The sequence below is a fragment of the Glutamicibacter sp. X7 genome (genome assembly GCF_054889245.1).
On the sequence record NZ_CM142678.1, the window covers coordinates 850,023 to 868,726 of the forward strand.

The window sequence follows — 18,704 nt, forward strand, 5'->3', positions numbered from 1 at the left end:
TGAGCGACGATGCATACCGTCACGATTAAAGATGTGGCTAAGGCCGCGGGAGTGTCTTCCGCGACGGCCTCGCGCGTCTTGTCCGGCCACCCCGCGACCTCGCCCGACTCACGGGCCAAGGTTGAAGCCGCCGCGCGCAGTCTCGGATTCTTCCCCAACGCGCAGGCCCGCTCGCTCCGTTCGACGAAAACCGACACGATCGCCTTGCTGATCTCGGATGTGCGCAACCCTTACTTTTCCGATCTGGCCCATGCCGTGGAACAACAGGCTCATGCCGCGGGCATGATGACGTTCATCGGCAACGCCAATGAGGATTCGGCGCAACAGGATGACTTCCTAGCCGCCATGCTCTCGCGGCGGGTCGATGGAATGATCATCGTCCCGCAGGGCCTTGGCGAGGACGCCGACCGACCCAGCGCCATGATGCAACGGCTCATAGCCTCGGGTACCCCCTTAGTGTTCGTCGACCGCACGCTCAAAGGCGTCAACGTTCCGTCGGTCACGGCCTCCAGCGCCCGGGCTATGGAGGAAGCCGTCACCGAACTCAAACGCCTTGGGCATGAGCGGATCGCCTTCATTGGGGGACCGGCGCATGCTTCGACTGCGCGCGAACGTCGCGCCGCCTTCGACCAGGCGCTGACCGCTAACGGCCTCACTATCAACCCTGGGCTGCATTTCACCGGTGACTTCAAACCGGCCTCCGGCGCCGAAGGTGCCCGCTGGCTCATGGCCCACCCCGACCAGCCAACCGCCGTGGTCATCGCTGATGCCCCCATGGCCATCGGTGCGCTCACCATCTGGCGCGAACGCGGAGTACGGGTTGGAACCGAACTCTCGGTGGTGACTTTCGATGAGGTCGATGCCTTGCTGATGCACGATCCGCCCATCGCCACCATCAGCCACGACCTCTCCCAGATGGGCCGAGCGGCGGTAGACGCACTCGAAGCCGTCACGGCCGGGCAGAACCCTAAGGTCGAGGAGTTCACAAGCCGATTTACACCCCGTGAATCACTCGCCCCGGCCCGCCCTGAAAAGTCGATGACGACGGAAGGAACACATCCATGAGTAGTGAGGCACTACTAGTTCTGGAGAAGGTCAGTAAGTCCTTCGGCCCGGTGAAGGTCATCGACGATGTCACGGTCGAAGTGCATGCCGGCAAGGTGGCTGTGCTCCTGGGTGAAAACGGGGCCGGCAAATCCACCCTGATTAAGATGGTCGCCGGGGTCCACCAGCCGGACTCCGGTCGCATCCTGTTGGACGGTGCCGAGGTGTCCATTGCGGATACGAAGGCCTCCGAAAAGCTGGGCATCGCCACGATCCACCAAGAATTGAACCTGGTGCCGTCAATGACCATCGCCGAGAACATCACCCTAGGGCGCGTCCCGCGCCGGTTCGGTGTTATCAACCGCCGCGCCATGCGTCAGATCGCCCGGGATGCACTGGACAAATTGGGGCTCAATCTCGATGTCAACACCCGGGTTGGCGACCTAGGGCTGGCGCAGCGACAGCTCGTTGAAATTGCGAAGGCCCTCTCGCTTGAGGCACGCGTGCTGATTCTGGATGAACCTACGGCGGCGCTGACCACAACCGAGATCGCCCACCTGTTTAACGTCGTCCGGCACCTGAAGAGCCAAGGGGTGGGGATGGTCTTCATCAGCCACCACCTGGACGAAATTGCTGAGATCGGCGATGAGGTCAACGTGCTGCGCGACGGAAAATTTATCGCCACGGTCCCGGCCAACACACCCGAGAACGAACTGGTGCGACTGATGGTGGGCCGGGACATTGATGCCCAGTTCCCACGAGTTATTCAACAACTAGGCAAGAGCCCGCTCTTGACGGTGCAAGGCCTGTCGCAGGGCATGCTCCAGGACATTTCGTTCTCCGTGCGCCCCGGTGAAGTCGTGGCTCTGGCGGGCCTGATGGGCGCCGGGCGGACCGAATTGATTCGTGCCATTGCAGGGGCCGATAAATACGCCCGAGGCACGGTCACGGTCGCCGGGAAGAAACTGCCCAGTTTTGACGTGGCTGCCGCGACCCGCGCGGGGATCGGACATGTGCCCGAAGATCGCAAAACCCAAGGGCTGGTGCTTGACGCTTCGGTGGCCGAGAACATCGGGTACGCAACGATGGCCAGCACAGCCAAGGGTGGACTGGTCGACCGCAAGGGTCAACGCGAACGAGCCGAACAAGTGGCCGCCCGGCTACGTATCCGAATGGGCAACATCGATCAAAGTATTCGTTCGCTGTCGGGAGGTAACCAGCAGAAAGCCGTATTTGGCCGTTGGTTCACCGCTGGGGCCAAGGTTTTGCTGCTGGACGAACCCACCCGAGGGGTCGACGTCGGTGCAAAGGTCGAAATCTACGAACTGATCAATGAAATCACCGCATCGGGAGGCTGCGTTGTCATGGCCTCCAGCGAATTGCCCGAGGTACTAGGGATGTCGGATCGGGTCTTGGTCATGAGCCAAGGACGGATTGCCGGAGAACTAGCAACCCGTGAGGCCACACAGGATTCCATCATGGCTTTGGCCGTAAGCAATGTGCACCGTGAGAACGAAATGGAAGCGAACTAATGAACAGCGTAGCTACTGCCCCGAACAAGGGCTTCGATATCAAGGCATTTCTGGCGAACAACGGCGCACTAGTTGGCCTTGTCGTCCTGTGTCTGGCCCTGTTCATCGCGACCCCACGATTCCTCACGGGGCCGAACCTGATGAATATCGGTATTCAGGTCTCGACCATCGCCGTCATGGCATTCGGCATGACCTTCGTTATCGTCGCGGCCGGCATTGACCTGTCGGTGGGCTCGGTGGCCGCACTCTCGGCCATGACGTCGTCCTATTGGGTGACGACCTCCGGTTTACCCGACGGTTTATCGATTCCCGTGGGCCTCTTCGTGGGTGCGCTGTGTGGCGCGGTGACCGGTGCCATGAGCGCCTATGGCAAGCTACCGACCTTTATTGCTTCCTTAGCCATGCTCACCGTCGTGCGTGGTTTGACCCTCGTTATTTCGGATGGACGCCCAATTTCTACCGGCACCTCGGTGTCCTGGCTCGGCGGAGATCTCGGTGTCATTCCGGTGCCGATTCTCATCCTTGTCCTCTCCGGGCTCATCGCCGCCTTTGTCCTGAACCGCACCGTGATCGGCAAAAATGCTTTCGCCGTGGGTGGTAACACCGAAGCGGCCCGACTCTCCGGAATTCCCGTGAAACGCGTTCTGGTAACCGTCTTCGTGATCTCCGGTGTTTTTGCCGCCCTTTCCGGCATGATCCTGGCCGGACGGCTCGATTCTGCCCAGCCGACCCTCGCATCGGGATACGAGCTGGACGCGATCGCCGCCGTGGTGATCGGTGGCGCGTCGCTCTCCGGTGGCGTGGGACGTATTTCCGGCACACTCATCGGCGCCCTGGTACTCGCCGTGATCCGCAACGGACTGAACCTTCTTTCGGTTTCCGCGTTTTGGCAGCAGGTCGTCATCGGCGCGGTTATCGCGATCGCCGTCGGCTTTGATGTGTTGCGACGCAAGAACGTCACCCACTGATATCCCTCAATCACCCGCACCTGAAAAACCAGTTCAAAGGAGAACCCAGATGAAAAACATCATTCGCAAAACGGCCGCCGTGTCACTATCGGTGGCACTAGTTGCCGGACTTGCCGCCTGCAACCGCGGTGAAGCGGCCGCCGATGGATCCTCGGTCACCTTGGCGGTGTCCACACTGAACAACCCATTCTTCGTCGACCTGCGCGACGGGGCTCAGGCCGAGGCAGATGCGCTGGGTCTGCAGCTGTCCGTCGTGGATGCGCAGAACGACTCGGCAACGCAGGCCAATCAGTTGGCCACCGCCGCCACCAATGGTTCGCAGGGTGTGATTATCAACGCCGTTGATACCGAAACCGCCGAGGCGGGGCTGGCACCGGTCACCGCTGCCGACTTGCCGATTGTTGCGGTGGACCGTTCCGTGGGAGAAACCAAGGTCGCTTCCTTCGTTGCCAGCGATAACGTGGCCGGTGGCGAGCAGGCGGCCAAGGCGCTGGCCGAATCGCTAAACGGTAAGGGTAAGGTCATTGTCCTCGAGGGTACCCCGGGTGCCTCGGCCACGAATGAACGTGGCGAGGGATTTACCAAGGGGCTCTCCGAGTACCCGGACATCAAGGTGGTATCGTCGCAGACGGCCAACTTTGATCGCGCCCAGGCCTTGGACGTGGTCAGCAATCTGATGCAGTCCAACCCGGACGCGGTCGGCGTGCTTGCCATGAATGATGAGATGGCCCTCGGTGCAATTCAGGCGCTTGGCTCGAAGGCCGGCAAGGAAGTCAAGGTCGTTGGCTTCGATGGGACCGCCGACGGTTTCAAGGCCGTGAGCGACGGGACCCTAGTGGCAACCATCGCACAGAACCCAGCCGAACTAGGCAAGCAGTCCGTACAGCTGATGGCCAAGGCCATTAAGTCCGAAGAGGTCGAGCCGACCGTTCAGGTTGCGGTGGATACCGTCGACAGCGACAACATCGCCGACTACCTCGGCAACTAATTACATAATCGATGAGGCCCGGAACGCCGGGCGCAAAGCATGAAGGAATTGCATATGCAGCAGCACAAGGTCACCGTCGTCGGTTCGAGCAACGTGGACATCACGGCCTTAATGGCACGCCTACCTGGCCCCGGCGAAACCGTGTTGGCTGAGTCCTACCAGCTTTCGCCCGGCGGTAAGGGAGCAAACCAGGCCCTTGCCGCACGGCTAGCCGGCGCCGACACCGAATTTATTGGCGCGGTCGGTCACGACTCCCACGCCGAGGTGGCGCTGAGCCAGTTGGCCGAGGCCGGAGTGGTCCTGGACCGCGTGCAACGCGTGCAGGCACCGACCGGCGTGGCCATCATCCAGGTGGATCAGGCCGCAGAGAACTCCATCGCGGTGGTTCCCGGGGCCAACGCCATGGTGACCGGTGAGGTTGTGGCCGAGGCGGGCGAGCTGCAGGGCATCGTGGTGCTTCAGGGGGAGATCCCGTCGTCGGGCATTGCCGCGGCAATGTCCGCGGCGACCTCCCGCGTGGTGCTAAATCTAGCCCCGGTGATTGAGCTGGATCGTGAATACCTGCTGGCCGCTAACCCGCTGGTCGTCAACGAGCACGAGGCGGCCTTGATTCTGGCGCAACTCGATGGGTCCGCCGAGCTCTCCACCGAACCTGAGACCGTGGTGGCCGCCAAGCTGCTTGAGCATGGTGTTTCTTCCGTGGTGATCACCCTCGGTGGCAAGGGATGCTTGGTTGCCGAGAACGGCACCGTCGAGCAGCTTGAGGCGGTTAAAGTGCAGGCGGTGGACACCACCGGAGCCGGCGACGCGTTCACCGGCGCGTTGGCCGCGCGGCTTGCGGCGGGCCGCACCTTGAGCGAGGCGGCACAGTTCGCCGGTCGTTTCGCGGCTCTGACCGTGCAGCACCACGGGGCCCAGTCTTCGTACCCGCGTAGCCTCGACGAGCTCTAAGGAAAGTACCGCTTTTTCGTGCTCAAAACAGAAATACTCAATGCGCCGCTTCTGGCGGGATTAGCGACCTTGGGGCATACGGATACGGTGATCATCGCAGACTATGGACTGCCGTTGCCGACCGGAACGCCCGTCGTTGATTTGGCCTTCGTGCCCGGTCAGTTGAGTTTCCCCGCCGTACTTGAGGTGCTGGCACGCCATCTAGTGATCGAGCGTAGCCTCCTGGCCAGCGAAGCCCGTGGCACCACCGTGGAAGGCTGGTGCCACGCGGTCGGGCTGACCCCGGGCTTTATCAGCCACGAACAGCTCAAGGCCGAGATCCCCAGAGCCAAGTTGGTGATTCGCACCGGGGAAGCGACGGCATATGCCAACGTGATCCTCGGTAGCGGCGTGCCCTTCTAGCGGCGTGCCCGAGCTACCGGTGCCGGAGGAGAATTCTGCGCGCCCGCCGGGCATATACTGAGGCCATCGTCCGGTCCACAGCGTGCCGGTGATCAACTCGGTGGCTGCGCGTCGCGTGGCGCAGGGAAATTGGAGGGCAGGGATGCCAGTGGTTCGGCTGTGGCTCAAGGTGTCACTGGTCTTGTTGGGGCTGCTTGCCTTGCTACTAACCGTGCCGGCGCTTCCGGCGATACTTCTTGACTTCGGGGGCGCCTTTGACGCCGCGCAGGACGCGCCCAGTTTCCTTGCGCTCACCCTGGCCAGTGGGCCGCGTTGGGTCGGTTCACTGCTCGTGCTTGTTTTGGTCGGCTGTGCCCTGAAGTTCAAGCCTCAGTCGCCGCTGCGGTGGGCGCTATACCTGTGGCTGTGTGGGCTGCTCTATGTGCTGCCGGTGTGGCAGGCCGCGATCGGCGGAGTATCGACCGCCGATGAATTCATGCTGTTGACCATACTTGACCTTGGCGTACTGCATGGCCCGCTGGCGGTGCTCCTCGCCGGCGGCGGTCTCTACTGGGGGCGCAGGGTGTTACGTCGGGCGGCTTTGGCGGCTTCAAGGAGCGAAAGCGAGCAGCTACTCGCCGCACGGTACGGTCGCTGAGTGATAGCCCGGAGCCCTTGGCCGTGACCGGTTTACCGGCCACTGCTAACCATTGGGCCCCGAGCGATGGAGCTAGCCTAGGATTTCGGAGAGTTCCAGCCAGCGCTCTTCGAGCTCATCGACCTGCGCCTGCAACTCGTTCAACTCGGCGGTGAACGTGGCCAAGCCTTCATAGTCGGACTGATCGTGTGCGGCCATTTTCTCGTGTACCGCTTCAATCTTTTCGGTCAGTTGCTTCAGCTTGCGCTCGTTGGCGTTCATTTCCTTCTGCGCGGCACGCAGTTCGGCTCCGGAGGGGCCAGCGGGCTTCGGGGCCGTTTCCGCAGCCATCGCCGCGGGCTGACGTTGGGCCGGGGTGGCGCTACGCAGCTTGAGGTATTCGTCCACCCCACCGGGCACGTGACGGAACGAGCCGTCGAGGATCGCATACTGTTGATCGGTGACGCGTTCGAGCAGGTAGCGGTCGTGCGACACCACGATCAGCGTGCCCGGCCACGAATCCAGGAGATCTTCAAGCGCCGCGAGCATGTCGGTATCCACGTCGTTGGTCGGCTCGTCGAGGATCATCACATTTGGCTCGTCCATGAGGATCATCAGCAACTGGAGCCGGCGGCGCTGGCCGCCGGAGAGCTCGCCGACCTTGGTTGAAAGGTGCGCACGCGAGAACCCGAGACGCTCGAGCAGCTGCGAGGGGGTCAGATCCTTGCCATCGACGTTGAAGGTCGTCTTAAAACGCGCCAATACCTCGCGGACACGATCTTCGCCGATTTGTTCCAAGGCGCTGAACTGCTGATCCAGCACCGCGAGCTTTACGGTCTTTCCGCGCTTAACCTGGCCGCCGGTGGGTTGCACGGTGCCAGCGATCAAACCCAGTAGCGTGGACTTTCCCGCGCCGTTGGCTCCGAGGAGGCCAGTACGCTCACCCGGTCCGATGCGCCAGGTAAAGGGCTTGAGTACTCGCTTAGCGCCGAAGCTCACCTCGGCGTCGATCAGATCCACCACGTCCTTGCCCAGCCGCGCGGTGGCCATCTTCTTCAGTTCCAGGGGATTACGCACCGGAGGCACATCGGCAATCAACTGGTTAGCCGCCTCGATACGGAATTTCGGCTTGGAAGTTCGGGCCGGAGCACCGCGCCGCAACCAGGCCAGTTCCTTTTTCATCATGTTCTGCCGCTTGGATTCGGTGACCGCAGCGATGCGATCACGTTCCACACGCTGCAGCACGTAGGCGGCGTAACCACCCTCAAAGGGCTCCACCAGGCGGTCATGCACTTCCCAAGTGCTCGTGCAGACCGCGTCAAGGAACCAGCGATCGTGGGTGACGACCATGAGGCCGCCGGTGTTCCGGGGCCAGCGGTTGTTCAGGTGCTCGGCGAGCCAGGAGATGCCCTCAACGTCTAGGTGGTTGGTTGGCTCGTCAAGGATGATGACATCCCAGTCCTGCACGAGCAGTGCGGCCAAAGCCACGCGTCGGCGCTGACCACCGGAGAGGGTACTGACTTTAGCTTCCCAATCCAAGTCGGCCACAAGCCCGGCGATAATGTCACGGATGCGGGCTTCACCGGCCCACTCATGGTCATCCATGGTGCCAACCACGCTGTAATGCACCGTGTTTTCGGGGTCCAGGGTGTCGGACTGATCCAGCACGCCCACCCGCAGCCCGCTGCGTCGGGTGACTCGACCGGAATGCGGCTCGATCGTACCGGCGAGCATGCCCAGCAGCGTGGACTTGCCTTCGCCGTTGCGTCCCACGAGACCGATGCGGTCTCCGTCGGAAATGCCGATGGTTACCGAGTCAAAGACGACATGGGTGGGATATTCCAGATGTAGGGATTCGCCCCCGAGTAAATGAGCCACGGTTCCATTTTACGAACGAGGGCAAATCGAGCACGCCGAACGAAGGTCAATTCGCACTGTTGGGGGCGGACGTGGCAGAATACTTAGCGTGTCGGATGACCCCATGCGGGTTTCAGGCACGATCCGCCCTGGTGTAATGGCAACACGCCGGCCTTTGGAGCCGTGCATTCTAGGTTCGAATCCTAGGGGCGGAACATTTCACAGCCCGCGCTACGGCGCGGGCTTTCTTGTACCCGGCAGTTTATGGCTGGGGGACCCGCGCGCTAGACTGTCACGAGGGGTTTTCTTCATCCATGAATTCCTCCTAGTCGATGTTGCAGGAGAACGCACTTGAGCAGTCAGGCCCAAGCACCAGTCGCCGTGATCGTCCTCGCCGCAGGAGCCGGCACCAGGATGAAATCTACGAAACCGAAGATCATGCATGAAATTGCAGGTCGTTCCATGGTTTCCCACGCTTTACACGCGGCTTCGGCCCTGGAACCAGGCAACTTGGTTGCCGTCGTTCGCCACCAGCGTGATCTGGTGGCCGAGCACATCCTCAACGAATTCCCACAGATCACCATCGCCGACCAGGACGAGATTCCGGGAACCGGTCGCGCCGTCGAGCAGGGCCTCGAAGCACTGGACGAGGGCCTAGAAGGAACCGTCGTGGTGACCTATGGCGATGTGCCGTTGCTCACTAGCGAAGTGCTCGGCGAGCTCGTAGCCACCCACGACGCGCAGGGCAACGCCGTCACCGTGCTCACCACCGAATTGGATGACCCGAGCGGCTACGGTCGTATTCTGCGCGACGAAGCCGGCGATGTCGTGGGCATCCGCGAGCAGAAGGACGCCAGCGAGGCCGAACTGGCCATCCGCGAAATCAACTCGGGGATCTATGCCTTCGACGCTGCCATGCTTCGCGCCGCGTTGAAGGAAGTGACCATTGAAAACGCGCAGCGCGAGAAGTACCTTACCGACGTGTTGGCCATCGCGCGCCGCAACGGAGGCCGCGTAGCGACCGCCCAGATCTCGGATCGCTGGCAGATCGAAGGCGCAAACGACCGGGTGCAGGTGTCGCGTCTGGCACGCGTCTACAACGAGCGCCGCTGCGAGTACTGGATGCGCGAAGGCGTGACCATTATCGACCCGTCCAGCACCTGGATCGATGCTGAGGTCGTGCTGAGCCAAGACGTCACCCTGAAGCCCGGTACGCAGCTTCACGGCCGTACCGCCGTCGGCACCGGTGCCATTATCGGCCCAGACTCGACGCTGACTAACGTCATGGTGGGCCAGAATGCCGTCGTGAAGCGCACCGACGCAACCGATGCACGCATTGGCGCGGCCGCCACCGTTGGACCGTTCACTTACCTACGCCCGGGCACCGAGCTGGGTGCCGATGGCAAGATCGGCGCCTTCTACGAAACCAAGAACGCGACGATCGGACGCGGATCGAAGCTATCGCACCTGGGATATGTCGGCGACGCCGAGGTTGGCGAATTCACCAACATCGGTTGCGGCAACATCACCGCCAACTATGACGGCGAGAAGAAGCACCGGACCAAGATCGGCTCGCATGTGCGCACCAGCTCGAACACCGTGTTCGTGGCACCGGTTGAAATTGGTGACGGTGCCTACACCGGCGCGGGTGCGGTAGTACGAAAGAACGTCCCGGCTGGCGCGTTGGCGCTATCCGTGGCTCCGCAGCGAAATTCGGAGGGCTGGACGCTGGCAAAACGCCCGGGTTCCTCCTCGGCGGACGCTGCTTTCAAGGCCTCGCTGGACTCCTCGGCCACCGAGTAATCCATCGAAGATCATACATTTCCTCAGAATCACCTCAACGTGACAGCGAAGCGAGCGAGAAAGCATAACCATGAGTGAAATCAGCCATAACGTCGATAAGAAGCTGGTCTTGGCCAGCGGGCGTGCCCACCCGGAACTTGCCGCCAAGGTGGCCAAGGAGCTGGAAACCGAGCTATTGCCGCTGAACGCGTACGACTTCGCCAACGGCGAGATCTACGTCCGTTCGGACGAATCCGTGCGCGGTAAGGACGTCTTTTTGATTCAGTCCTACCCGGCACCGATGAACAACTGGCTGATGGAACAGTTGATCATGATCGATTCGATGAAGCGTGCCTCGGCTCGTCGGATCACCGTGGTGGCTCCGTTCTACCCCTACGCTCGTCAGGACAAGAAGGGCCGCGGTCGCGAGCCGATCTCGGCCCGTCTGATCGCCGACCTGTACAAGACCGCCGGTGCCGACCGCATCATTTCGTGCGACCTGCACACCGCGCAGATCCAGGGCTTCTTCGACGGCCCGGTCGACCACCTCTTCGCTTTCCCGGTCTTGGCCGATTACATCCGTACGAAGGTTGATGTCGATGAGATCACCGTGGTGTCCCCGGACACCGGCCGCGTACGTGTAGCCGAGCAGTGGGCCGAGCGTCTGGGTGGTGCCCCGCTGGCCTTCGTGCACAAGTCACGCGATCTGACCGTACCGAACCAGGCCGAGTCCAAGACCGTTGTGGGCCAGGTTGAGGGTCGTACCTGCGTGCTGATCGATGACATGATCGATACCGGTGGAACCATTGCCGGTGCGGTGCGCGTGCTGAAGGAAGCCGGCGCCAAGGACGTGATCATCGCCGCAACTCACGCAGTGTTCTCGGATCCGGCCGCGCAGCGTCTGGCCGAGTGCGGCGCCCGCGAAGTTGTCGTTACCGACACCCTGCCGATTCCGGAAGAGAAGCGCTTCGAGAACCTCACCGTGCTCTCCATCGCTCCGGTCTTGGCTCGTGCGATCTCCGAGGTCTTCCACGATGGCTCCGTGACCAACCTGTTTGACGGTCGCGCCTAAACGTCGCTGGAATCGATGGCTGGTTTCCCTCTGCGCGGGGGAGGCCGGCCATCGGTTTTTAAGCTTCCGGCGACGGTGGTAGAATTATTGACTGTGCCCAGGCGAGGGAAACGCTTTTATGAGCGGGACCGTTATCGACAAGGCCGGAAAAGCTCTTTCATCCCTTGGATGTTGGATGCTTCCCGAGTCCACGCAAGGGCGTAACCGAAGCATTCATTACCTAAGGAGAATAACTATGGCATCTGTCAACCTTGACGCCGTTGTCCGCACCGATTTCGGTAAGGGCGCAGCCCGCCAGGCCCGTCGCGATGGCCAGATCCCGGCCGTTGTATACGGTGCAGGCACCGAGCCGCAGCACGTGCTGCTGCCGGCTCAGGAGACCACCCTGGCCGTTCGTGATCGCAGCGTCACCCTGGTGCTGAACATCGAGGGCAAGGAAGTTTCCACCTCGGTTCAGGATCTGCAGATCCACGCCCTGCACCGCACCGTCGATCACATCGACCTGGTCATCGCCAAGTAGGCAACGCGCGCAGCTTTCGCCAAAATTCATGAACAATGACACTTGGCTGGTAGCCGGGCTCGGGAATCCCGGGCCCGGCTACGCTGGCAATAGGCACAATGTCGGGCAGATGGTGCTCGATGAACTGGCGCAACGTGCCGGTTCCAAATTCAAAACCCACCCCTCGCGGGCCCAGATCATTCAAGGGCGGCTCGGCGTCGGCGGTCCCCGTGTGGTGTTGGCCAAGCCCATGACCTATATGAACGTCTCTGGGGCGCCGGTGGGCAAGCTGGCCAAATTTTTCAATATTGATGTGCAACACCTGATTGCGGTGCACGATGAGATCGATATCCCCTTCGACACCATCAAGCTCAAGCGCGGTGGGGGAGAAGGCGGGCACAATGGGTTGCGCGATATCTCCAAGGTTATGGGGTCCAAGGATTACCTGCGGGTGCGTACCGGGGTAGGACGTCCTCCTGGACGTATGGATACCGCGGACTGGGTGCTACAGGACTTTTCTAAGGCCGAACGGCAGACCCTGCCCATGCTGGTGGACTCTGCGGCCGACGCCGTGGAATTTCTTATCGCCCACGGCCTAGAAGCGGCGCAGGCCAAGTTCCACACCGGATCGTAGCCCGTCCTTACTAAGGACCTGCTTAGATGTCTCACGCGGTCAGCGGTGGAATAATTAGCATAAGAACGCATAGTCTAATCGTCGATTAGACGCTCGAAGCCGCTATGAGGGAGATACCAGTGACGTCGGTAACCGGTCACGCAGACACCCAGCACCCGCTGTCCAGCAGCGAGGTCGCCCGGATCAAAGCAGACTTTGAGATTCTCGAGCACCCGATTAACGGTACCGATCTCGTGTACCTGGATTCCGGCGCCACCAGTCAGAAACCGCGGTGCGTCTACGAGGCCGAACAACACTACTATGAGACGGCCAACGCGGCGGTACACCGCGGCGCTCACAGCTTAGCGGTGGAAGCTACCGAACTTTTCGAACAGGCCCGTGAAACGGTGGCCTCTTTCATCGGGGCCCGGTCGAACGAGGTCGTATGGACCTCGAACGCCACCGAGGCCCTGAACCTCATCAGCTATTCGCTGTCCAACGCCTCGGCCGGACTTGGCGGCAGCGCGGCAGAACGCTTTCGGCTAACCCGCGGTGATGAGATTCTCGTGACCGAACTGGAGCATCACGCGAACCTGATTCCTTGGCAGGAATTGGCCTTCCGCACCGGTGCCACACTACGGTACGTGCCGGTGACCGAAGACGGCGCACTACGCTATGACCTGCTCGACGAGCTGGTCACCGAGAGCACGAAACTCATCGCATTCACTCATGTGTCCAATGTGCTTGGCACAATCACCGACGTGGAGCGTTTCGTGCAGGCCGCTCGCCGCGTCGGTGCGCTGACCGTGCTCGATGGGTGCCAGTCGGTGCCGCACCTGCCTGTCGACGTCAAAGCGCTAGATATCGACTTCATGGCTTTCTCGGGACACAAGATGCTCGGCCCCACCGGCATCGGTGCTCTCTACGGCCGCGCCGAGCTCCTCGACGCGATGCCGCCATTCTTGACCGGCGGCTCCATGATCACCGTGGTGGATATGGAACACGCCGAATACTTGCCCTCGCCGCAGCGCTTCGAAGCCGGCACGCAACGCATTGCGCAGGCACACTCGCTGGCCACCGCGGCTAGCTACCTCGATGAGATCGGGATGGAGCGCATTGCCGCTTGGGAAGAGCACCTAGGAACCCTACTGCTCGAAGGGCTCTCGCAACTTGACGGTGTACGCGTCTTTGGCCCCACGGACGCCCCACGCATCGGTACCGTACCCTTCGAAGTCATGGGGGTGCACCCACACGATGTCGGGCAGTATCTAGACTCTCGCGGAATTGCGGTACGTGTAGGCCACCACTGCGCGCAGCCGCTGCACCGGGCGCTAGGCGTCACCGCCACGACACGTGCCAGTACCTACCTGTACAACACCGAAGAAGACGTCGCCGCGTTGATCGCCGCCGTCGGCTCGGTTCGTGAATATTTTGGAGTTTAAGTGAACGAGCTCGATCAGCTTTATCAGCAAGTGATCCTGGATCACGCAAAGCGCCGGGTGGGTTCGCCTCTGGTAGAACCCGCCGCGGTAGCTCAAGGTGAATCGCATCAGCACAACCCGATCTGCGGCGATCAGATCCGCGTGCGGGTTGGTCTGGATGAACAGAACGTGTTTACCTCCGTGAGCTGGGAGGGCGAGGGATGTTCGATCTCCATGGCCTCAGCCTCGGTACTGAGCGAAATGCTTCCGGGCATGGGACGCGATCAGTTCTTAACCACCCTTGACGCCTTTCGAGAGATGATGCGCTCGAAGGGAACCGCGACCCCGGATGAGGAAGTGCTCGAGGACGCAGCGGCCTTCGTTGGCGTCTCGAAGTTCCCGGCGCGAGTCAAATGCGCGATGTTGGCCTGGGTTGCGGCCGAAGCGGCCATGTTCGGCGCCAGCTCTTAGTTCGCCACGCTGATCCTCCACGCGATAAAGGCACCTCGAACCGAAACGATGTTCGGATCGAGGTGCCTTCGCTGTCGCTAGCCTCTGGTTAGCCCCGCGGTGTGGCGAGAGGATCAGGCTCAGAATCGACCGTGGCTGCTTGCAGGAACGGGGGCTCGTTCGGGTCGGTTGAGACCGCCGCACGAACCTTCGCGCCGCGCAGGTAACCAATGATGCCCAACAGGAGGATCGCCGCGAGGGTGCCGAGCGCGAAGACCTCGAAGGACAGCTGCGAAACGCCCCAGATCTCAACGAAGTCATACTCCACGTTGAACAGCGCCTCGAGGGTACCGGGGAAGATCGCTACCCATGAGCCCAACAAGATCCACGCGAAGCAGATGCCGCCGAGCAACTTGAAGACGCCATCGGAAACCGGGACTCGGAACGGGCGCACGGCATCCGGATACTTACTGCGCAATTTGGTCGCGGCCGGAATGGCAATGAGGTAGCTGAGCAAGAAAGTTGAGATCGAAATGGTCAGCACCACCGAGAAGACGGCGCCACTGGTACCCGAAAGCTGCATCGCGGCGAGCATGAATACGGTGGAGACGACTCCAGAGAGCGTATTGACTCTCACGGGTGTACCGAGCTTTTCGTGGAAGCGGCCGAAGAAGCCGCCGAAGAATGAACCATCGGCCGCGGCCATGGCCTGCATACGGTCTGAAATGATCATCCACGCCCCTCCCTGTGAGACAAGGACGAAGCAGAAGACCACCGCGCTGATCGCAAGTATCGCATCGGTTGCCGGACCGAAAATAGTGAACACGGTAGCCACGGCTCCAAAAAGCCCACCGATGCCGGTGATCTCATCCAGCGGCACCACCATCAAAATGGCCAGCACCGGCAGAAGATAGCTTCCGGCGGCCAAGAGCGAGGTGCGCATAATCGAGACCGGTACGTCCTTGGCAGGATTCTTCATTTCACCGGCCGCACTGTTCCCGGATTCGAAACCGAGGAAGGAGAACAGCAACAGCGGCGTCAGGCCCAAAAAGCCGCCCATGGTCGGGCTAAAGTCCCCAAGATTCAGCCCGTTGAAGCCGTGAATGAAACCGTAGATCACGGTGACAATTAGGAAGAATGCGAGGAAGGCCAGCTTGAGGATGGCACCGAGGGAGGGGAGCCACTTACCGTGTTTCAAGCTGACAATGGCCGAGCTGACCGTGATCCAAATGAATCCGAGTTTGAACAAGTAGTCGGTGAGCGACCCGGCAGCAATGGGGGAGACGAATTCCGACCAGGTTTCCACGGCCACGAAGGCCATGGCCCCGCCCACCCATACGGGCTGAGTCACCCAAGTCAGCAGCGACGCGATGGCCGCCACCACCCGACCGAAGGCCATTTTGGTCCAGATATAGACGCCGCCTTCTTCGGTGAATGCTCCGCCGGTCTCGGCAAAGATCAGCCCATAGGGGATCATGAAAGTGAAAGCTAATACCAGCGTCCAGGTAAAGGTTTCAGGGCCGTAGCCGGAGACTTGGCCGAGTACTTCGATGGATACAACCGCTGCAACGACGAGCAGAAGGATGTCCATCCTCCCCAGACTCTTTTGCAGATGCTTGGTTTGTTCTTGGGCCAGCTGCGTGGCCGATGATCTCGTTGACATCCTCAGTCCTTAAATGCGAGATTCCTGAAGTCCCGTGCGGGTGCTCCCTCGGGGGCTACTCTGGTCAGTTGCTCCGCCTTTGCGAGAGGCGAAGTATGTCCCGCGGTGCCCGCGGTGGATGCGTCGCGGACACTGGGGCCGTGCTGATTGCTCAAGCCTATGACGCGCGTTACATCGGGTAAACAGGTTTATTGAGATGATGATCATGCATTATTTTGATGAAGAGACTGCCGAGCCCACGATGAGCTGTCGCCGCCTGGAATGCCCGCGTAGTGACATGGCGCAGACGAGGGCCGCGCACAGGTCTAGTGCGATGAGCGCAAGCATCCAGTGGCCGTGCGTTGAGCTGTGGCTAAGGTTTCGGCTCGTCGCGGTGCCGTGGTGCCCTCCGTTGGAATACATGGCCGTGAGCAGTCCCATGTGAACGAGTGCCGAAGCGGCGCACATCAGCATGGTTTCCCGTGCCCTCTTCTCTTCCGCGCATCGCGTCAGTCGCATATGCACGGTGCAGATTAGGCAGATGATCCCGGTGATCAACATGCTAATTCGCATGGAACCCTGACTTGCCAAGGCCGCCACTAAGTGCAGTGTGAGGGTGCTGTATCCGGCCGCGCTAACCATGCGCAGTGACGGGCCGGGTGGTCGCCATGAAGCAATTCGGGGGTGGTCGGCATATGCGGCCATGTTTTCTCCCTCGTGAAGTTTTTGAGTGATGCTCTTTACGGATCCGCGTGACTCCTGTAACAATCTTTATTGAACACTTGTATCACCAAAACTTCTTCGGAGGAATACCATGACGGTCCAAGATCAGGCTCTGCGCACCACGATCGACCATCCGCTGAACCAGATCACCGCGGAGGAAATTCGCCTCACCCGCACGATCCTCGATAGGGCAGGCTTGTTGCGTGAGACCTCGCGCTTCGCCTATGTGGGTTTGGTCGATCCAAGTAAGGAAGAGCTGTACGCCGCCGCACCGCAGCCCGTCGATCGCAAGGTCCGTGTGATGCTCTATGACCCCAGCATTCCCGAATCTCTAGATCTCACGCTGTCCCTGAGCGAAGAGCGCGTGGAGACGCAGCGTGAAATTGATCCGGCGAACGACGGCCAAGTGCCGGTGTTGCTCGAGGAATTCGAGACCGTCGAGGAGATCCTCGCGAACGATGAAGGATGGATCAAGGCGCTGGCCGATCGTGGCTTGAGCCCTCAGCAGGTACGCGTTGCTCCACTCTCCGCGGGTGTCTTCGACTATGAGAACGAAGAGGGCAAGCGTCTGCTACGTGGGTTGGGCTTTGTCCAATACGATGCGCAAGATCATGCGTGGGCTCACCCGATCGACCGTTTAGTTGCCTTTGTTGACCTTGAAAACCGATGTGTCGATCGGCTGATCGATGACGGCCCGGTACCGGTACCTGAGGTCAACGGCAACTACACCGACCCACAGGTGAGCGGCCCCGTTCGCACGGACCTGAAGCCCATCGAGATCATCCAGCCCGAGGGGCCCAGCTTCACCTTGGACGGTAATCACCTGTCGTGGCTGGGCTGGGATCTTCGCGTGGGATTCGACGCGCGCGAAGGGCTGGTGCTGTACCAGATCCACCACACGCACGGTCAGCGTCGTCGTCCGGTGATCCACCGTGCCTCGATCTCCGAAATGGTCGTACCCTACGGCGACCCCGCCCCCTACCGCAGCTGGCAGAACTACTTCGACACCGGCGAGTATCTGGTCGGCCGGGATGCCAACTCCCTGCGTCTTGGCTGCGACTGCCTAGGCGACATCACCTACATGTCGCCGGTAGTCGCCGATGACTTCGGCAACCCACGCGTTATCGACAACGGCATCTGCATCCACGAAGAGGACACCGGTATCGCCTGGAAACACACCGACGAGTGGGCCGGATCCAACGAAGTGCGCCGCAATCGCCGTCTGGTGATCTCCTTCTTCACCACCGTGGGCAACTACGACTACGGCTTTTACTGGTACCTCTACCTCGATGGCACCATCGAATTCGAGGCCAAGGCCACCGGCATCGTCTTCACCGCCGCACTGCCGGATAACAGCTACCCCTACGCCTCGGAAATCGCCCCGGGACTGGGCGCTCCCTTCCACCAGCACCTGTTTGGCGCACGCCTGGACATGATGCTCGACGGCGCGACCAACTCGGTCGAAGAACTCGAAGTGGTCCGCCTGCCCAAGTCCGACGGTAACCCACACGGCAACGCCTTCACCCAGCGCCGAACCCTGCTCGCTCGCGAGAGCGAAGCCGTGCGCGACGCTAACGCCGCCGCCGGACGCGTTTGGCATGTCAGCAACCCGAATTCGCTCAACAAGCTGGGACAACCGGTTGGCTACACGCTGTACCCGGAGAACAACCCAACCCTGGCAATGGCCGACGATTCGTCAATTGCCGCCCGCGCCGGATTCACCCGGCACGACCTCTGGGTGACTCGCTACGCAGCCGAAGAACTGTATGCAGCCGGAGACTTGGTCAACCGCCATCCCGGGGGAGCCGGCCTACCAAGCTATGTGGCCCAGGACCGTGAACTTGACGGAGAGGACATCGTGCTGTGGCACAGTTTCGGGCTGACGCACTTCCCGCGCCCCGAAGACTGGCCGATCATGCCGGTGGACACCGTGGGTTTCACTCTCAAACCGCATGGCTTCTTTGATGAGAACCCAACACTTAACCTCCCGGCCAGCGTCAGCTCGCACTGCGCCAGCGAAACACAGAGCGGCGGATGCCACTAGGTTTTGGCCCTCGCTGAATACACCGGTTACCGGTTACCGGTGACTAGAACTATGGGTGGTGGCGCCGGTGCGACGCCGCCACCCATAGTGCTGCGTGGGC

At 61.2% G+C, this 18,704-nt stretch carries 15 protein-coding genes, 1 tRNA gene and 1 pseudogene; 15 read left to right on the top strand and 2 right to left on the bottom strand.

Annotation, left to right across the window (positions count from 1 at the left end; all coding sequences use genetic code 11):
* The first annotated feature begins 9 nt into the window (after positions 1-9).
* From ACYU0X_RS04255 to ACYU0X_RS04285, 7 genes are all read left to right on the top strand, one after another.
* Positions 10-1,065 carry a LacI family DNA-binding transcriptional regulator gene (locus ACYU0X_RS04255; protein WP_461902191.1) on the top strand — a complete coding sequence of 352 codons (1,056 nt, stop codon included), beginning with the start codon at positions 10-12 and terminating at the stop codon, positions 1,063-1,065.
* Complete coding sequence (locus ACYU0X_RS04260) at positions 1,062-2,576, top strand: sugar ABC transporter ATP-binding protein (RefSeq protein WP_461902192.1); 1,515 nt, start codon at positions 1,062-1,064, stop codon at positions 2,574-2,576. Before ACYU0X_RS04255 ends, ACYU0X_RS04260 begins: the two co-directional genes overlap by 4 nt.
* Positions 2,576-3,544 carry an ABC transporter permease gene (locus ACYU0X_RS04265; RefSeq protein ID WP_418908571.1) on the top strand — a complete coding sequence of 323 codons (969 nt, stop codon included), beginning with the start codon at positions 2,576-2,578 and terminating at the stop codon, positions 3,542-3,544. The genes ACYU0X_RS04260 and ACYU0X_RS04265 overlap by 1 nt, the downstream gene beginning before the upstream one ends.
* Positions 3,545-3,593: 49 nt before the next feature.
* Positions 3,594-4,532, top strand: coding sequence for a substrate-binding domain-containing protein (locus ACYU0X_RS04270; RefSeq protein ID WP_418908572.1), 939 nt, complete (start codon positions 3,594-3,596; stop codon positions 4,530-4,532).
* A gap of 54 nt (positions 4,533-4,586) precedes the next feature.
* The gene (locus tag ACYU0X_RS04275) at positions 4,587-5,483 is read left to right on the top strand and encodes a ribokinase (RefSeq protein WP_418908573.1); all 897 of its coding nucleotides are present in this window, start codon (positions 4,587-4,589) and stop codon (positions 5,481-5,483) included.
* An 18-nt stretch (positions 5,484-5,501) separates the two neighbouring features.
* Entirely contained in the window at positions 5,502-5,885 is a 384-nt protein-coding gene (rbsD, locus tag ACYU0X_RS04280) for a D-ribose pyranase (RefSeq protein ID WP_418908574.1), read from the top strand.
* Positions 5,886-6,027: 142 nt separating this feature from the next.
* Positions 6,028-6,522, top strand: coding sequence for a hypothetical protein (locus ACYU0X_RS04285; RefSeq protein WP_418908575.1), 495 nt, complete (start codon positions 6,028-6,030; stop codon positions 6,520-6,522).
* 72 nt (positions 6,523-6,594) lie between these two features.
* On the opposite strand, the gene ACYU0X_RS04290 is transcribed toward ACYU0X_RS04285, so the two are convergent.
* The gene (locus ACYU0X_RS04290) at positions 6,595-8,379 is read right to left on the bottom strand and encodes an ABC-F family ATP-binding cassette domain-containing protein (protein ID WP_418908576.1); all 1,785 of its coding nucleotides are present in this window, start codon (positions 8,377-8,379) and stop codon (positions 6,595-6,597) included.
* 122 nt (positions 8,380-8,501) lie between these two features.
* Between ACYU0X_RS04290 and ACYU0X_RS04295 the strand changes: the two genes are divergently transcribed.
* From ACYU0X_RS04295 to sufU, 7 genes and pseudogenes are all read left to right on the top strand, one after another.
* Positions 8,502-8,573, top strand: a tRNA-Gln gene (locus ACYU0X_RS04295).
* 136 nt (positions 8,574-8,709) lie between these two features.
* The gene (glmU, locus tag ACYU0X_RS04300) at positions 8,710-10,161 is read left to right on the top strand and encodes a bifunctional UDP-N-acetylglucosamine diphosphorylase/glucosamine-1-phosphate N-acetyltransferase GlmU (protein ID WP_418908577.1); all 1,452 of its coding nucleotides are present in this window, start codon (positions 8,710-8,712) and stop codon (positions 10,159-10,161) included.
* A gap of 70 nt (positions 10,162-10,231) precedes the next feature.
* Positions 10,232-11,212, top strand: coding sequence for a ribose-phosphate diphosphokinase (locus ACYU0X_RS04305; RefSeq protein ID WP_309408472.1), 981 nt, complete (start codon positions 10,232-10,234; stop codon positions 11,210-11,212).
* Between the two features lie 235 nt (positions 11,213-11,447).
* Positions 11,448-11,720, top strand: a pseudogene (locus ACYU0X_RS04310) (50S ribosomal protein L25); the annotation flags it as partial.
* A gap of 40 nt (positions 11,721-11,760) precedes the next feature.
* Positions 11,761-12,345, top strand: a complete 585-nt coding sequence (gene pth / locus ACYU0X_RS04315; RefSeq protein WP_461902193.1) for an aminoacyl-tRNA hydrolase — start codon at positions 11,761-11,763, stop codon at positions 12,343-12,345.
* Between the two features lie 104 nt (positions 12,346-12,449).
* Complete coding sequence (locus tag ACYU0X_RS04320; protein ID WP_396275257.1) at positions 12,450-13,766, top strand: aminotransferase class V-fold PLP-dependent enzyme; 1,317 nt, start codon at positions 12,450-12,452, stop codon at positions 13,764-13,766.
* Complete coding sequence (gene sufU, locus ACYU0X_RS04325) at positions 13,767-14,216, top strand: Fe-S cluster assembly sulfur transfer protein SufU (RefSeq protein ID WP_459274827.1); 450 nt, start codon at positions 13,767-13,769, stop codon at positions 14,214-14,216. It begins immediately after the preceding gene.
* An 88-nt stretch (positions 14,217-14,304) separates the two neighbouring features.
* Here the strand turns inward: sufU and ACYU0X_RS04330 are convergent, their stop codons facing one another.
* Positions 14,305-15,858, bottom strand: a complete 1,554-nt coding sequence (locus ACYU0X_RS04330; protein ID WP_459274825.1) for an APC family permease — start codon at positions 15,856-15,858, stop codon at positions 14,305-14,307.
* A 793-nt stretch (positions 15,859-16,651) separates the two neighbouring features.
* On the opposite strand from ACYU0X_RS04330, the gene ACYU0X_RS04335 reads away from it, so the two are divergent.
* Entirely contained in the window at positions 16,652-18,604 is a 1,953-nt protein-coding gene (locus ACYU0X_RS04335) for a primary-amine oxidase (RefSeq protein WP_461902194.1), read from the top strand.
* Positions 18,605-18,704 lie beyond the last annotated feature (100 nt).

What these genes read in the sequence shown, in the direction of transcription:
- ACYU0X_RS04320 (WP_396275257.1), top strand. Translation starts at nt 12,450, where the DNA reads ATGAGGGAGATACCAGTGACGTCGGTAACCGGTCACGCAGACACCCAG.
- ACYU0X_RS04260 (WP_461902192.1), top strand. Translation starts at nt 1,062, where the DNA reads ATGAGTAGTGAGGCACTACTAGTTCTGGAGAAGGTCAGTAAGTCCTTC.
- ACYU0X_RS04270 (WP_418908572.1), top strand. Translation starts at nt 3,594, where the DNA reads ATGAAAAACATCATTCGCAAAACGGCCGCCGTGTCACTATCGGTGGCA.
- ACYU0X_RS04255 (WP_461902191.1), top strand. Translation starts at nt 10, where the DNA reads ATGCATACCGTCACGATTAAAGATGTGGCTAAGGCCGCGGGAGTGTCT.
- ACYU0X_RS04335 (WP_461902194.1), top strand. Translation starts at nt 16,652, where the DNA reads ATGACGGTCCAAGATCAGGCTCTGCGCACCACGATCGACCATCCGCTG.
- ACYU0X_RS04330 (WP_459274825.1), bottom strand. Translation starts at nt 15,858, where the DNA reads ATGTCAACGAGATCATCGGCCACGCAGCTGGCCCAAGAACAAACCAAG.
- ACYU0X_RS04275 (WP_418908573.1), top strand. Translation starts at nt 4,587, where the DNA reads ATGCAGCAGCACAAGGTCACCGTCGTCGGTTCGAGCAACGTGGACATC.
- ACYU0X_RS04285 (WP_418908575.1), top strand. Translation starts at nt 6,028, where the DNA reads ATGCCAGTGGTTCGGCTGTGGCTCAAGGTGTCACTGGTCTTGTTGGGG.
- ACYU0X_RS04305 (WP_309408472.1), top strand. Translation starts at nt 10,232, where the DNA reads ATGAGTGAAATCAGCCATAACGTCGATAAGAAGCTGGTCTTGGCCAGC.
- pth (WP_461902193.1), top strand. Translation starts at nt 11,761, where the DNA reads ATGAACAATGACACTTGGCTGGTAGCCGGGCTCGGGAATCCCGGGCCC.
- ACYU0X_RS04265 (WP_418908571.1), top strand. Translation starts at nt 2,576, where the DNA reads ATGAACAGCGTAGCTACTGCCCCGAACAAGGGCTTCGATATCAAGGCA.